This is a genomic window from Paenibacillus xylanilyticus (assembly GCF_013359935.1).
GTDB classification, from domain to species: domain Bacteria; phylum Bacillota; class Bacilli; order Paenibacillales; family Paenibacillaceae; genus Paenibacillus; species Paenibacillus xylanilyticus.
This window is the reverse complement of the sequence record NZ_JABMCB010000192.1, coordinates 345,345-362,102: the sequence shown is the minus strand read 5'-3', so window position 1 is coordinate 362,102 and position 16,758 is coordinate 345,345. Positions and strand designations below refer to the sequence as shown.

At 45.0% G+C, this 16,758-nt stretch carries 12 protein-coding genes; 4 read left to right on the top strand and 8 right to left on the bottom strand.

The window, feature by feature from the left end:
- Positions 1-3 precede the first annotated feature (3 nt).
- Complete coding sequence (locus tag HP552_RS21515; RefSeq protein WP_175397430.1) at positions 4-2,337, bottom strand: ABC transporter permease; 2,334 nt, start codon at positions 2,335-2,337, stop codon at positions 4-6.
- 416 nt (positions 2,338-2,753) lie between these two features.
- Between HP552_RS21515 and HP552_RS21510 the strand changes: the two genes are divergently transcribed.
- Positions 2,754-3,179 (top strand): Rrf2 family transcriptional regulator, encoded by a 426-nt coding sequence (locus HP552_RS21510; RefSeq protein WP_175397429.1) that lies wholly within the window; start codon positions 2,754-2,756, stop codon positions 3,177-3,179.
- A 116-nt stretch (positions 3,180-3,295) separates the two neighbouring features.
- Entirely contained in the window at positions 3,296-4,153 is an 858-nt protein-coding gene (locus HP552_RS21505; protein WP_175397428.1) for an SDR family oxidoreductase, read from the top strand.
- 228 nt (positions 4,154-4,381) lie between these two features.
- On the opposite strand, the gene HP552_RS21500 is transcribed toward HP552_RS21505, so the two are convergent.
- The 7 genes from HP552_RS21500 to HP552_RS21470 all read right to left on the bottom strand — a co-directional run bounded on the left by HP552_RS21500 (position 4,382) and on the right by HP552_RS21470 (position 15,101).
- The gene (locus HP552_RS21500) at positions 4,382-4,918 is read right to left on the bottom strand and encodes an RNA 2'-phosphotransferase (protein WP_175397427.1); all 537 of its coding nucleotides are present in this window, start codon (positions 4,916-4,918) and stop codon (positions 4,382-4,384) included.
- A gap of 32 nt (positions 4,919-4,950) precedes the next feature.
- Positions 4,951-5,391, bottom strand: coding sequence for an Imm48 family immunity protein (imm48, locus tag HP552_RS21495; protein WP_175397426.1), 441 nt, complete (start codon positions 5,389-5,391; stop codon positions 4,951-4,953).
- Positions 5,392-5,522: 131 nt separating this feature from the next.
- Positions 5,523-11,024: a S8 family serine peptidase gene (locus tag HP552_RS21490; protein ID WP_175397425.1), complete on the bottom strand. Its 5,502-nt coding sequence runs from the start codon at positions 11,022-11,024 to the stop codon at positions 5,523-5,525.
- Between the two features lie 522 nt (positions 11,025-11,546).
- Positions 11,547-12,536, bottom strand: coding sequence for a serine/threonine protein kinase (locus tag HP552_RS21485; protein WP_175397424.1), 990 nt, complete (start codon positions 12,534-12,536; stop codon positions 11,547-11,549).
- Positions 12,537-12,771: 235 nt separating this feature from the next.
- Entirely contained in the window at positions 12,772-13,644 is an 873-nt protein-coding gene (locus HP552_RS21480) for an alpha/beta fold hydrolase (RefSeq protein WP_175397423.1), read from the bottom strand.
- A gap of 201 nt (positions 13,645-13,845) precedes the next feature.
- A complete protein-coding gene (rnhA, locus tag HP552_RS21475; RefSeq protein WP_175397422.1) occupies positions 13,846-14,508 on the bottom strand; it encodes a ribonuclease H in 663 nt (220 codons plus the stop codon).
- Positions 14,509-14,612: 104 nt separating this feature from the next.
- A complete protein-coding gene (locus HP552_RS21470; RefSeq protein ID WP_175397421.1) occupies positions 14,613-15,101 on the bottom strand; it encodes a HEAT repeat domain-containing protein in 489 nt (162 codons plus the stop codon).
- Positions 15,102-15,364: 263 nt separating this feature from the next.
- Between HP552_RS21470 and HP552_RS21465 the strand changes: the two genes are divergently transcribed.
- Complete coding sequence (locus HP552_RS21465) at positions 15,365-15,787, top strand: MarR family winged helix-turn-helix transcriptional regulator (protein WP_175397420.1); 423 nt, start codon at positions 15,365-15,367, stop codon at positions 15,785-15,787.
- A gap of 56 nt (positions 15,788-15,843) precedes the next feature.
- Positions 15,844-16,683 carry an alpha/beta hydrolase gene (locus HP552_RS21460; RefSeq protein WP_175397419.1) on the top strand — a complete coding sequence of 280 codons (840 nt, stop codon included), beginning with the start codon at positions 15,844-15,846 and terminating at the stop codon, positions 16,681-16,683.
- Positions 16,684-16,758 lie beyond the last annotated feature (75 nt).

The window sequence follows — 16,758 nt, the reverse complement described above, 5'->3', positions numbered from 1 at the left end:
TCCCTATTCCGCGATCATTTTGGATATGCTAGTTTCCTTGATGGACTGGATGCTGATCCACGCCGTCAGTACGATGGCTCCTGCAAGCAATAAGGGACACAGAATATACGCCTGTACTGGGTCAACAACGAAAGAAATATTGGAAGCACCAAATGTTGACATAATGCTGCTGACGAGCAGCGGCCCGAGTGTGTTGGACAGTATCGTTCCGGCAGCAACCCCGACAATCAATATGACAAGTGACATCACGACATACTTCAGTTTGATCTTGGACAAGGCAAAACCGAGACTTCTTAAAACAGCTATATCGTTATTGTCCTTCGCTACGAGCATCTGAAGGAACAATGAGGTAATGAGTATGGAAATAAATACTCCGATGGCTAAAGCCAACATCGTAACCAATTTCAATTGCTTAATGGTTCCTCCAAGCGTCTGATCCAGGTATCCTTGCAGATCTGTTACTTTGGCTGGCGAGAAGGACGTCTCATATTCAGCAATTTTGGCAGCCATTTGACTGCGATCTTTCAGATCAAGGCTGACTACATACCAGAGAACGCTATCCTTGTTATATGGCAACAGAGCTTTCGCCGTTTTCCCTCCGTTAGTAACGTCCTGATAGATGCCACTGACCGTCATCACCTGGTCCCTGCCATTTACCAGCAAGGTAAGCTGTTCTCCTGTCTTCAGCCCGAGCTCGCTGCTGTTCGCATCCGATAGTGCAATTTCGTTTTCGGTTGCCGGCGCATTACCGCTGACATAAGACAATGGGAAAATGCTGAAATCCCCGGTTTCCACACTCAGATTGTCATAACTACCTTCCGCATTCCGAACCTTGAACTGGCTTGTTACGAGTGGAGAATACGTTTGGATGGCTTCATCATTTTTGATCTGAGTGATCAGGCTGTTATAACGCTGTTCTACATCGTCAGTGTGCCGCAAGTCGATGCGTATATCGCTTTGTCCTACACCCATATAGGAAATAAAGCTTGGTGCCTGCAAGGTGTTGAGAAAATTGATCGGTACTATCATGATAAACGAGCTGATAACAAAGACGAATAATAACAAACGGAACATCTTGATTCGCTGTACGACTTCCTTCAGTCCAAGAAAGACGGGTACGGAAGACCAACGATTACGGGACAGACTGAGGCGATTGCGAATGATTTGTGTATCTCCCAAACTACCAGTTCGCAGTGCCTCCACCGCAGAGAAGGAACGAAACCGCCGCAGCACCGTCCGGCAGAACAGAACCACCATGGCAAATATCAATCCGGCAGCGAGTAATGGTACAGCAAAATGCAGTAAGGTTGCAGGTGCCTTTCCCATGTACAACAAGATATTCGACACGAAAAGTCTGTTCACACCCAGAGATGCAACGTAACCGAGCAGGGAAGCCAACCCGGCCATAAATACATACTTCATGAGATACAGCTTCTTAATGTCTTTCTCCGCAATACCAATTGCTTTCATGACACTGATCTCACGATAATCCTCTTCGATGGTAGCCAGCATCGTGAACCGGATACAGAGCATCGCAATCAGAATCAGCACTAGACTGACCAAAATGATAACGGCAGCTATGACTCCGTCAGTCATGGCATTCAGTAACTGGAACAGACTATACGTCACGACCGGACCGGCATTGGGAAGTCCTGCATTCTGGTAGGCTTGCGTGAATTCTCCGATCTGTACGGGATCCGTCAAGCGAAACTCAATAAGATATTCCATCTCCCCGATACTCTGCTTCAATTCCTCCAGGTTACCTGAACTCACAATAAAACGTTTGGAGTGAACGACGGATGGGTTCATCTGGGCATCCCGGACAAAATCAACAATGGTATAGGAACGTTTAAATTGTCCATTATCAATTCGCACCTGGTCTCCCACGCTTAACTTGTTCTGCTGCATGTAATACACAGGAACAGCAATCTCACCATCGTTCACCTGTATCATTTCACTGTTCAAATTCAACAAGTAGTCAAAATCCTGATTCTGAGTTACAAAATCGATGTCCATTACACTACGTTTCTCGGATTCTGCCCCGAAAAACAGATGAGCGCCGTCAATATTGACCATCTCTACTATCTGATGCTGCTGGGCCATGGGATTTGACTCAGCCCATGAGTTCACTTTGTCCTTATCCAGTTCTCCGGCATGCATTTGTACAAAATGTGGTGTCTTGGATTCAGAGAATAAATATTGAATGGAACTCGTTAGTTCCATAATCATCCGGGAACCCGAGGACACCAGCAAGGCAGCTAGCAGAACAAAAATAAATAATGCAGCCGTGATCCCTTTCTTTCTCGTGATATCATTTTTCAGCATTCGCAGCAGCATAAACCAACATGGCTCCTCTCATTTTCAGTTGTCCTACTCACCTGGAGTCACTTAGCTTGAAGAATTGAAACTGATCTAAAAAAAAGTTGAATCCAAGATGTTAGACGAACTAATACCACAGACTTGGAAATCAAATATATATTCATATGATAAACAGCAGACCCAGCTCCCTTCTTAAAGGTTATTCCCAACCATAGCAATGCTGCTCACAACGGTTTATCTAGCCAGATTATACAACTTACTTTTTATTTGTCAATTAAAACATATTTTTCTATTTAATTGCCTTATGATCATTTGAAAAGTTCAGCTATAAAGTATTTATAGCATTCTGTATATTATCCTTCAGAAGGAAAAGAAACGGGATTTGACAACAGCTTAATTTGTAACTATTATAGTTACAACGGTGGTGATTATCCATGAAACAAATCAGCAGTCGCTTTTCCATGGCGGTTCATGCACTGTCCTTGATCGCTGTTGCTCCCAATGAGTGCACTGGGGATTTTATTGCTTCTAGCGTGAATACGAACCCCGTCATCATCCGGAGGATCATGTCCAAGCTGAAACAGGCTCGTTTGATCGAGGTCAGACCTGGCGTCGGCGGCGCTTCCTTATTAAAGGACCCGGCAGACATTACCCTGCTGGATGTATATCGGGCACTTGAAGTGGCCCAGGATGGGGAGTTATTTAATTTCCATAAACATCCGAACCCGAATTGTCCGGTGGGCAGCATGATCGAACGTACCTTGCGCGCCGAACTTATTGAGGCTCAGACAGCCATGGAACAGCGCTTGAATCGCGTAACGATACAGCAGATGATGGATCAGGTTCATGTCCCTGAATAAAAGAAGCTCATTGTGAGCTTTTTTTAACCCTTTGGTTGTAATCACACCTGTTATAACCAACCGGATTACATCCGTTCTTTTTTTCAAAAATACTTAAACCATTGGAGGAACATCTCATGAAAATTTTGGTTACTGGCGCAACAGGACACTTGGGTTCACTGGTCGTAGAAGCTTTATTAAAAAAAGTATCTGCCGCTGATCTGGCTGTAAGTGTACGCAACACTGAGAAAGCAGAAGCACTGCGTGCTCAAGGTGTCGACGTCCGTCAAGGTGATTTTGATCAACCGGATACCCTTGCCAAAGCTTTTGCCGGCGTGGATCGTCTGCTGCTCATCTCCACAGATGGTGACAATGAAACACGTATTCGCCAACATCAAGCTGCCGTGGATGCTGCCAAAAGTGCAGGAGTCGGCTTCATTGCTTACACCAGCGTGGTGAATGCAGATAAGAACACCCTTTCCTTGGCTGAAGTACACCGCGCCACAGAAAAGGCGATTCGCGAGTCTGGTATTCCTTATTCCTTCCTGCGCAACAACTGGTACCTGGAGAATGAAGCAGGCAGCGTACAAGCAGCTGCCCAAGGTGCTCCATGGGTGCATGCAACCAACGCAAGTCAAGTAGGCTGGGCTACTCGCAGTGATTATGCGCATGCTGCTGCTGCAGTGCTTACAGGTGAGGGACATGAGAATTCGGTATACGAATTGTCTGGTAAACTTCGTACCCAAGCTGAACTTGCGGCCATCGTTGGGGAAGTGCTCGGACAGGATATTAACGTGCAAAACGTGGACGATGCTGCTTACGCCGACATCATGAAGGGTGCAGGTCTGCCTGAATTTGTTGTCTCCATGCTGGTCGATATGCAAAGTGCTATTCGTGAAGGCGCACTCGCTGTAGAAAGTGATACATTGGAACAATTGCTCGGCCGTCCAGCTCAACCATTGAATGAGGGTGTTAAAGCGATTTTGGGCAAATAAGTTTTGAGTACGGGAGCTGTTCAGATCTGAGTTCTCTCCGTGTATAAATTTAGAAGAGGAAACTATGGAAATCAAAAAGGGACACACCAACGAATGTTGGATGTGTCCCTTTTGGTGCAGCGACGATCTATACAACGATATAGAAGTTGATCGGCTCACCATGCACCAAACCAGTCCGATTACGACTGCAATTCAATGTATGTCCCGTCTCCATGACCGTTACATTGATCATTGCTGGATATAGCTAGCAGGAATGTGATCGGCGAGCCAGATATTCTCGTTTCCATGGTAAAAAAGGATACCGTCTTTAGCTGCCTGTGAGGCATTAATTTTCAGGATCACAGGCTGATCATCACGTCTACGTCCCACCTGAGTGGCGGTATCCATATCTGCGGACAGATGTACATATTGTCGCTGCCGCGGATGCAGCCCCTGCTCCATAATCGAAGCCACCGCGCGTGCTGGCGTGCCATGATAGAGTTTTTCCGGTGGATCGGCAGGTATTTTGGATATCTTTTGCGGAGTTGAATGACCATATAATGCCCGGATGCGACCAGAACGGATCTCGTGTCTCTTCTTATCCGAGGCCTGAATCATTTGCTCCAGATCAGCTTCTGTAACTTCCTTCCACTGCGGACTTTCATGTAACGCCACGAGCAATTGCGGAATCTCTACCCAGCCCTCTTCGTCCAGCTCCAGTTCGTACTCCCATGGGGCATGTCGCAGAGCGTATGAGAGCTCTTTACTTAATTTCATCAGATCCATTGCGATCATCTCCCCAATCCACTAACGCGCATCTATTTCTCCGGTTGTACCGCAGTCAAAATCTCCTGAATGTTACGGGCAAGTCCTTCATCGTCTTCCTGGTTGAATTGGCGGTGACCATCAATGCCGCGATGAATAATCGTGTTCATGACAGGATGTGCCTCCCGGTCCGAAGCCACCCGAATCAGGTCATCGGCAAAATCCACCGCTTGCTGCTCACTGTAGTTAAACGGCTTAATCAGCATCCGGATGCTAAGTGCATGAGCCTGCGACTCTCCGAGCTGATCCCGATGGGTAATACCGTATACAGCGCCAAAACCAAATGCCGCAATCACCTGACGCTCCAGCTCCGTTGTTTGTTCCAAAGGTGTGCCAATCAGTTCGCAAATTCTGCTCACCATCTGCTCCAGTTCTGTGGCAGCCGCTGCCAGAATTACGTCATTAATATCATCCGCGTTAATAAAATCAGTCATATTGTAGTTCTCCATTTCTCAGCCATATTTGAATGCAAATCTCTCAGACTCTCTGACCACATTGTATCGGAGATACAGTGCTCGTTTCAAATCACCTACATATCGACTCTTCTTTTACTCTAATATTACCCTTATATAAGTAAAGTGGCTTGCGATTTAAAACGATTTTTGGCGAGCCCAAGTGCCTTATCCTTTTCACCATGATTCATATAGTACTCAAACAATATTTCTTCATACCGTTCGGCGAGATACTGGGAACCGAGTTCACGATAATAAGGAAGAATCCGCTTTTCTATCATTTCATAATACGCGTTCTCTTCCCCTTGTAAAATGACACACTGGAGTTCCAGTTCCATATAACTTGCGTCTTCAACAAGTTTAGAGTTATGCAATGCATCCAGAGACATATCCAATAGCTTGTTTGCAGGAATGAGATTACCCAGTCTATTCGATTCTATGTAATTATTGAGTACCATCAGGTACAACGGTTGCTTCTCAGGAATGATAGCAAGAGCTTGCCTATACCAATGGGCAGCATCCTCATATTGCTTTCGCCGATTATATTCATAGCCAAGATTGTTCAGCAGCTTTGCTTTTCGGTCAGGAAGCCCACAATCATCACAAATCCGAATGAGATTCTCATATCTGCGTTTCGTCTCAGGAAAATCATGATACTCGCGTGAATTGAGTTGAACCAGCATAATGGTTTCGGTATCAATGATCCGCACCATATTGAGTGTTTTCCGAAAATGCTGGATAGCCTTCTCAGCGTAATAGTAAGACGTAATATTCGAATATATCGAGTGATATGCCAGCGACAAATGATAAAAGTATTCATGATTCGTATATTTGGACTGATTGATTGAAGTTAATGTCTGGATTGATTTGGTATAATGTCCTGTAAGGAAGTAGTAAATCCCCATCACATGGTGATAAAAATAATGCTCGTACGAATGCTCCGATTCATCCGGAATCTCGACTTCGGCTATAAGTCTCTCTGCTTCATCGATATTATTCATAAACAAGTAAAATCGGATCTGCAGCAAGTCATAGGATAGACGCAGGTCTGGTATGCCTTTTAACGGTTCTTCTTCCAACTTGTCTTTTAGCCGAATAGCTTCAGCTGTTCTCTGCATAATAATGGCCTCTTGCCATGAATCCAGAATATCGTTCATTTGATGATATCTTGCTGCTTCCCTTGTCATATCAATATGCAAGACAGGCTCCTTGGTAGAATAGTTAGCGGTCATTCCAAAGTTATTCGTAATATAATTCACTTCGGCGTCTCCTACATAACCATCCTGGTCAATATCAGCGATTTCATCCGAAGTATGATAATGTTTCGTTACAAGCTCCATGTCATAGATATCGATGGCTCCATCCCCATTAATATCTCCAGCATACGTAAAGTCAGACGAATTCATTTGATTGATGCCATAATATTCGCCATCAATCGTCTTGCTCAGAACCACTGCCAGCTTGGAAGGTAAATGACCCGGAACTCGTGTGTAGATGGTCGACATTTCTCCTGTTGCGGGAATCCCATCGATAAGGAACTCACCATAATTTTGCATAGTCCCCTCATATTTCTCACCGGAAGCCGTCTCGGCATAAACTTCAATGCCCATTGCCGAATAGTCATTTGCAAAATCCAGATACTCTCCATCGACCATAAAAGCTTCCGGACGTACAAAACCATATGTTCTTGAAGATTTGGAGATTACTTCATAGCTGTCTGTGTTAAACGCGGTTAATGCCAATTTCTCTTCGTTCTCTTTCATGCCAACAGTCGTGTATTTCACTTCAAGAAATGGTACGTCGCTTTTCTTAAAATAGAATTCATCCTTCGGTACATCAAAGACAACATGGAACAAATCAAGATCCCCTGTGATTCCTTCAAAGGACCCACCTGAGATGGATGCCTCAAAGCTGATTTCTCTTTGGTCCACTACAGGATCACTTAATTTCACTTCAGCACCTGTGGCAACCAATAATGCCTGCAGCTCAGGCGTTGGCTCAACCCGGTTAAATTGTTTATAGTCATACATCGATTCCAGGGTAAACGAAATACCGTTTAACTTCTCCACATTGTTCAATTGAATGGTCTGGGTAATCGTATCACCTTTACGCACTTCGTCTTTGTCATATTTACTGGTCACATAAGGTTTGCCTTCAGATATAAACCCATAGCGATGGTCCTTAACAGGATTTGCCGCTGTACCCACATCCAATCCAAAGAGTCGAAGTTCGTAACCATTGTCATATTCTTCTTTGGTAATACCAAATGATATGTTTCCTTCTTTGGAAACAGGCAAATCACCGGAATAGAAGGGGCTGCCATTCTCATAGAAAATGACACGATTGGAAGATTGATCATAAGCGGTGATCCCATTATCAACAAAGGTTTGGACGGTTGAATCGATAGCTGTGCCATCATACCAGACACCCTGTCCACCTTCCCTTTCCGTCAGCATACTATCATTGAGCTCGTATACGCCAGGCTCTATACCCAAATCAATCTCAGGTGCTGTATTGTCCACAACTACCAAAGTTTCATATGAATACTGCTTCGAGTCCGAATCCGTTCCAATGAATTCAAGTGTGTAACTGCCCTCAGGGACAAATCGTGCGATGCTGGAGATCTCCCCATTTTCAATCGGAAATGCATAACCTCTAAACACATTCAGGATCAGATATTCCACTCCCGGGAGCATGGACTGCGAATTCAAGGTACCTACAAACCCGATGTCCTCGCCGGTTTCGCGATCCTTCAGCAATACATCCACAGAATCAATGGGACTGCCCAAAAGAATGGTACTCAGTGTCATCCGGTTCAGAAACTGATGGAATGGGGTATCGTTTGTAACGGATGGAGGAATCATCTCCACCGAAGTGATGCCCTTTTCGCTAATACGGATGGAGAATGGAATCTGAATATGATCCGCCGCATCTCCCGTATCCAAATATACATATCCTTCATAACGGCCGCTCGGCGTGTTCTGTGGTATATCCACTGAAACAGTCATCTCTTCCGTACTTCCGCCATTTACAGTAATGGATTCTGGAACATGAACATTTAAATTCATATCGTTTAACAGCTTCATGGAAGTGTTATACGTTTTGGCACGGTCCCCTTTATTCTCTATCTTAACTGTCCGGCTGTCCGATACGATTCCCTGGCCGTTTTCTTCCAAATATGCACTATCAAATACGATGGAACCTGTAATTTCATCAATCAGGATGGATTCGTCATTCGAAAAGTGAATCGTTTGATCCTGAACTTTGGCAAATACGGATGTGTGGACTGCCCGGTAAGGATCTACACGACCTGCACCTACCTCATATACGGAATAATTGCCATTCAAATCGACAGCTGTATTCATAAGAGCAGACTTCACATCAAAAGGTGTATATTCTTCATGTGCCTGGAGCATAAGTGCAGCAATTCCCGCCATATGCGGCGTTGCCATGGAAGTACCCGAAATTCGTGCATAGGCAATATTATAATTCTCACCCGTATGATCATTCACAAATACAGGATAGGTTGAAAAAACAGCTACGCCCGGGGCTACAAGATCAGGTTTAATATCATCATTCACGGCGGCTGGACCTCGGGAACTGAAATCTGCCAGTTTATTTCCTTCCGTAACGGTTTGGCCTGCTGCGCCAAAGGTGACCGTCACGCCGTTCAACTCTTTTAGTTTTTCTCCAAGCTCTCTCATCATTTGGAACGTAGGAATATACCCGTTCATTTCACCCAAATAATTGGGAATTGTTCCTTCAACATTATTATAAATGATAGCTGCCGCTGCGCCTGCCTTTCTTGCATTGACGATCTTGGCATCGAGTGCAATATCACCCCGAGCGATTAGGGCCACTTTGCCTTGTACATCAATACCTTCAAAATCAAAAGCATTACCAAGCCCTGCATAAACAAGTTCGTAGGTTTTGCCTTCAAGCGTGGTCAGATCGTCAGTAAAATCTTTACCAAACAGAGGTAATTCCTCAGTATAAGTTGAATCAGGCGCTTCTTCTCCTGGTGCTGGTACTTCTTCTTCTACTGCAGGTATTTCTTCTGCTGCTGGTGGTGCTTCTACATCTGCTTCAGGTGCATCTTCTGCTGCTGGTGATGTTTCTACTGGTGTCTCTTCTTCTGTTGCCGACGCTTCTACATCTGCTGCAGATGGTTCGTCTGCTGCTGGTGGCGATTCTTCTTCTGTAGCAGGCATGTCTTCTCCCACTGGCACTTCTTCTTCTGCAGCAGGCGCTTCTGTTTCAGCTGTATTTCCGCCTGCCTCTCCCGCACCTGGATCGCTGTACACATCCATAGTCACGGTAGCCGTAGGAAGGGTTAACGGAACATCGGATGCACCAATCGTAATGGCCAGCGCGCTGGCTCCCGGAGTACCTAACGTACCTTCATTGGGTCCATCGTTACCTGCCGCAACCATACTTACCACGCCCTGCAGCATAGCATTATTCAGTGCAATGGAGGCTGGATCCAATGGATCATTCGTTGCAGCTCCGAGAGAGAGATTGATCACATCCAGTTCATCTTCAATGGCCTTGTCTATCCCGGCAATAATGCCACTCATCTCACCACTTCCACCAGGTCCAAGTACACGGTACACATATAAGTCTACGTCTGGAGCAACACCTTTTACAGCGTACCCCACTTCATTTTTGGCCTGACCAGCGATGGTTCCCGATACGTGTGTTCCATGGGAAGTATAATAATCTTCTGCTAATACACCCTGTTCCTTATAACCCGAATTTTCCCAATCTTCATAAGTCGTCTCCATCGGGTCAGCATCGTTATCGACAAAGTCCCAACCTTTAACCGTCGCCGGATCCACTTGCTTTGGATCTTCACCTGAATGAGCGCGATACCCTTTATATGCCCCTGTTAAATCCGGATGATTATAATCAATCCCTGTGTCCAGTACACCGACCTTAATTCCCTTACCTGTAATGCCCTCTTTATGAAGTTTATCGATGCCGAGATAAGGTACACTATCAGCCATTCGAGGCTGCATTCCACCCCCCACGGCAAATTCACTTTGCGTGTCTGTCTCTGGTAGATCCAGAGCCACTTCCTGATCAGCCCACACTTTTTTGACTACCCCGGATTTCATCAAATCGTCTATGGCTACGCCAGGGATGGTTAGCGCAACACCATTTAGTGCGGTTTCATACTCCTGAGTGATTTGGATCGAGGCAGCATCATAAGATAGCCCTCTCTTCTGCTGCAGAGACTTAATGTGCTGCTTGAATTGCTGGTGATTTTGTTTTACTTTGCTCGTAGCCGTAAGCTCTGACATCTTCTCATTGTTTAGTGCAGCTCGTTTTAAGGCAACTGCAGCGGGTTCGCTTTTGAATTGGACAATCACGTTTACCAAATCGCTACTTTTCGTATTCACCTTGGCGTCGATAATTTCTCCATCCATAACCTGAAGCTGGTTTAGAGCTTGTCTTTCTTCCTTCGTCAGAGATTGCAGAATGGACTTAGCACTTTCACTCTTCTCGAGAGCGCCATAGGCAGGCGCTGCATAAGCAGGCATGGAAAACATAGAAGATAACAAGACTCCAGCTGCTATAAAACCGGATAACAATCGGGCTGATTTTCGTTTCATTTCATACCTCCTGCGGTTTCCTATTAGATTAGGATTATCGTATTCCGCAGCGTATGGAATGTAAATTGGGGTAATTGAGTATGTTAATAGATTGAGCCACTCTGATATCCTTCGGAAAAATTTACTTATATATAGACCGAATTATCTAATTTAGAGACTTTATTTTACAAACCCAGGCTGACACCCTAATATTTGCAACTTCTTTTAGCAAACAAGTATCTCTAGACCTAAAAACACTTTCGAAAATGAAGAGTATTTTGAATGGGAATTTACTTTTTATGCTAATTTCTTATTGCGTTCAATATAAAACTTCTGAAAAAAAGCGTAAAAAAGCTCACATCACCATCCCTGTCAGAATGATATATGTGAGCTTCTTTGACTTTATATATCCAATTTATTCCATCATAATAATTTTAATAGTGAAAAACAAGCCAGGTCTCCCTTTTCACAAGAGGTCTGGCTTCATTTTGTTCTTTCGTTTTAGTCTAAGCATGAAGATTGGGTTGCAAAAGAGGCGTAAGCTTACGCCGTCTCATGCTTTTTACCCGGTTCCAGATCATAGACCTGAGTATGTTCATTCTCTGCCAATGTCCATTCCAACGTGCCTGGTTTGCGTATTTTCCACATCAAGGCTTGGACGCGCAAAGACCTTCTGACCCAAGCCAGCGAAGCGCAGCGCTTCTCGGAGCGGACAGTCAGACCCCAATGAATGACACGAGCCAGCCATGGATTCACATACGTATTGTGGCTGCGAACGGATGGTAACTCATCCTGGAACAGACGTTGTTTCACGTCCATCGGGGGCTGTCCGCATGTCCAATAATGAAGGAGAGCTGACAGGCTATAGATGTCTGACATCGGTCCCTGACTGGATTTCTCGGAATAAAATTCAAGCGGCGAATATCCCGCAGATGTAAAGATTGCCTGTTTATCTCCAGATTGTGTGGGCCAGCGAGCAGCGGAACCGAAATCCAGCAGCATAGGTGTCCCGTCCTCCATAATCATAATGTTGGAAGGTTTCACATCCCGGTGAAGAATCCCCTGTTTATGAATGTAGTCCAGGGTGTCCACCAGAGGAAGCAAAGTACCCTGAATAAATGCTGGATCCAGTGCATGGTCATTTTCGTTCAAATACTCATTCAAGGTAATCCCGCTGCAGTATTCCGTAATCAGGTACCCTGTATCATTCTCTTCAAAATGATCGATGTATGTAATGATATGGGGATGGCTGAGGTCAGACAACAATTCACCTTCCATCAAAAAGGCAGCAAGCAGTTCCTGATATTGCCCGCCAAAGCCGCGCGAAGAGCAGTACACTCCCCGCTTATCGGATTGACGCGAAGCCAGCCGTTGTGGAAAAAATTCCTTAATCGCTACCTTCGCCCCTGTATTTTTGTCTCTTCCTGCATACACAATAGCCAGCTCGCTGCTGGCGAGTACCTGTCTTACCTGATATGTATCGTTTAGAATGACATTGCGCTGCAGTGCCATTTTGTAATTGTCTTTTCTCATAACAGACCCTCTTTTCAACCTTGTTGATCGGAAGACTTGCCGCATGTTGCACCATTCCGTTCCAATCAGCAGGCGTTTCATCGCCAACCATATATTTAAACCAAATGGGGCAATTCGAAACATAGTCATGCGGGAACATTCATTAAAACAATCCTCTAATTATATGTTATCGACAGATGGGGCGGTTTATTTTATTAAACTGGAAAAACACTTCACTCCGCCCCGTCCCTGCAGCCTATTCGTAGTTCTTCTGTAAAAACTGGCGAATTTCCTCGTTCATCTGAATGAGCACGTCTTGAGACGGAAAGTGACCCGTGTCGTATTTGACGGCTTGTACATTCGGAATAATTTTCTGAGCTCGTTCAATGACCTTGTCCCCAGGGAAAAAGACATCTTTCTCTCCGACGAGCAGCAGCGTTGGCGACGTATAATTGACCAGCTCTTCCCGCTCCGTAAGCTTCGGATTATCCTGCTCCATGCTGACGTATTTGAAGATTTTGCCCATAATGTTTTTATCCATTTCCTTCATGCAGTTGCATGACATGGTGCCTGTAATTTTTTGCAAAGAAGATGGAGAAGAAGTCATCCGATATTTCACAAGTGGAAGAACGATATCCTGAGCTGTTTTAAATTTCGAACCGACAGCCAGTCCAGCAGGCGATACCAAGACGGAACATGCAATACGCTCCGGAATGTACGTAGCCAGTCTAAGGATAATTCCACCGCCAAACGAAGGCCCGATAAACGCACTTTTTTCAATCTTGTAATGGTCCAGCAAATCGGAAACCCACAAGGCCATACTATCAAACCTCGCCGAGATTCGTGTCTCTTCACTGTAACCGGGGTGACCGATCGTATCGGGAGCAATAATCCGGTAATCCTTGAATAAGGAAGAGAACCATGACAACGTCATCGGATTCACACAGTTTCCGCCCTGGAGAATAAATAAAGGCTTACCGTCCTCTGGACCCGTCAGCAATACATGCGTTTGTCCAAACCTAGTCTCCACGTATTCCCGTGTAATGCCTTCGCCCAGATTCTCAAGATAGGCTTCATAATCCTCAAGAATACTGCTCTTGCCTTCTTCACTTCTATAAATGGAACTCATGTCTGCCTCCTGCAATGTGTACTCTCCCCCATAACTTTACGATAAAGGGATCGACCAAAAAGATAAAGAGGGCCTGCAGATGACAGGCTCCTCCATATGTGTAACTTCTCATATTCAGATGATTATAGAATGGAAACTGGAAATTGTAAATATCGTTTCTAATAGACTTCATATAATGTAACACACGTTTAGGATCTTTGCTTATTTGCGCCCATAATCCGCCTTGATTTCGCCCCACTGTTTCGTCTGCCATTTCAGCACTTTGTTGCTATACGTATTCGTACGCAGCCATTGCTCCGCACGGTCAATCATCAGCCAAATCTCTTCTGTCGAGGTATCCCGAGCCAGTGTGGTGGATACCTTTTTTTGCTTCAGCCATTTCATGGCGTTTACGGAGTCGGTATACACGGTCTTGCTGCTGCCTTCTTTTTTGAGATGCGCCAAGGCATGTACAATAGCCAGAAATTCACCCAGGTTGTTCGTGCCTTTGGAGATCGGTCCGACGGAAAAAATAATCTCCCCTGTGCGAGTGTCTACCCCTTTATATTCCACGGGTCCCGGATTTCCACGCGTACCTACGTCAACGGAGATGCTGTCGTAGTCCACTTCTTCCGAAGTTTCCATACCTGCGCTTCTGCCGCTGCTGACGGACTTGGTTTTGGAAGAACTACCCGATCCGCTTGCACCTGTCCCCCAGTTTCCCTTCCATCCGGCACGGTAAGCCTCTTCGGCTGCGGCCTTGGTTTCATACGATTTATATTTTGCCCCGATAAAATGATCTGTCTGCGCTTTGCATTCCGCCCACGTGCTGTATACGCCTGGCTGCTTGCCAGCCCACACGACATAATATTTTTGTTTCGCCATCAATACCCGCTCCTTCGTTTGCTGCATTCAATACCCTATTGTAAACGAAAGGAAGGAGGGAATGAAAGCATTGGATAGGGATTGTTCAGTTCACGGACGCGGCCTTACCTCCATCTCTGCAGCATGTCTAAAGCTACGACCAGAAGCTTTCTTTCGTTATGTTTGATTTCGTGCTCAATTACTTGTTGGCATCTAAGTATTTGTTCGTCGGATAGCCTATCCTTTAATTGCTCCAACAGCATGAATGATTGTGCGCATACATCCAGACTGGTATCACCAATAAATGGAATGATGTGCTCTATATGTAGTATGTAATCCAGGTTTTCAAGAGCGTATAAGAATGTTCCTCTGCTTCCCAATGTTCTGGGGTCCATTATCGCTTGAATTAATGGCTCGACCGCTCGCTCATCTCCAAGATCGGATAATGTGATGGCCGTTTGGTTTCGTATTACATTGTTTTCTGTAGTTTCCAGAAGCTTGATCAGAAAATGAATTTTAGAGGTATCCTTGTTCTCACCAATATGCATTATTCGTTGTAAAGCTTCTTCCGTATCTTCTTGAGAAAGAAATTCTTGTTTTATATTCGTATGCATCGTAAGTTGTATCACTCCTCGTTTGTTAGCAGAAAGGAACTACCTTAATAACATCGGTTATTTTCCTTATTTGGAACGTAGTATAATGGTCCTTTTGTTTTTGGGACTATTTTCCTCAACGTGAGCAGGTATGCAACTTACTTGAATAATGAGAGTTATATTATTTGCTTGTCTGCGTCTTATGCTGGACATCGAGTCATCCCTTCGCACAATGGTTTCGAAATCTCCTTGACTTTAGTTTGATACCAAACTATATTGGAGTTATGAAAACAAGAGACGCTATATCACTCATATCCAAAATTAAAGAGAGTTCCAACCGTTTTATCGTATCCGAGATGACCAAGCATGGAGTTCAGGATATTGCCACTTCTCATGGCGATATTATCTACGCCCTGTATAACAGGCCTAAAATGACCATGGCCGAGATCGCCAAAAAAATTGGCAAGGACAAATCTACCGTCACGGCGCTTGTCGACAAGCTGGTCCGTATGGGATACGTCATCAAGGAGAGAAGCGACGAAGATACGCGCGTTGTTCATGTAGCACTGACATCTAAAGGCGAGGATCTCAAGCCCGTCTTTGAAAAGATCTCTCAGAACCTGCTGAATGTCTTTTACGCGGATATCACGGAAACAGAGAAAGAGGAACTGCTTCGAATTTTGATGAAAATTCACAGCAACTTCTAAATTTTTTTGGATAAATAGTTTGATATAAAACTAAAAGTCTTTAGGAGGAATTACACATGAGGGACTACACCAAATCCCTGCCTGACCATACCGTAAAGTACATTGGGGAACAGGATTTATATCTGGAGATTTTTGAGGGAGATGACATTCAAGCAATAAGCGAAAACAGACCCCCGCTATTATTCGTGCATGGTGCCTATACAGGAAGCTGGATGTGGAGCAAATATATCCCTCATTTCGTCCAACAAGGCTGGACCTGTTATGTCATGAATCTGAGAAGTCACTACAAGAGCAGAGTGCAGGACATGACCCGGGTGACCTTCGAAGATTACCTGGAGGATATTCAGGAAATTATCACCGAGTGCGGAGAGCCGCCTATTCTCATTGGATTCAGCATGGGTGGCATTCTTAGTCAAAAGCTTGCAGAAAGCGCTCCCCTTCGAGGGTTGGTCGTGATCGATTCCAGTCTAAGTCAGGAAATTCTTCGCTCCGTGCCATATGCTGAAGCGGATCGCATAACGCCTGGCCTCATCGTTCCTGCTCCCGTTCGCGACGAGCAGACCAGCATAGATGAGTCGGCTGAGGACATTGCTTTTCAATGCAAGTACTTGGCCATGGAATCGTCACAAGCATTCAGCACATTCTCCGCGTTCTTCGGCACCAAAGACGTGGTATCCATTAACGGTGAGTCCATAACATGCCCCAGTTTGGTCATCAAAGCCGTATCCAGTGACGAAGAGGAGCTGCGAGGCAGGCTGACCGCTAAGCAGCTTCACGCGGAATACGCCGGACTGTGGCATACAACCCATACCGGACTGCTTGTGGGTCAGCGATATATGGAAACTGTTGAGATTATTCTGGAGTGGTTACGGAGAAAGAGCGAGCCCTCCAGTTAACCTTGGCTAGAATCGATTAATGGTTGATTATAATAGCAGGCTGTTTTGAGAACCGAGCCCAGGAACGTACTTCGG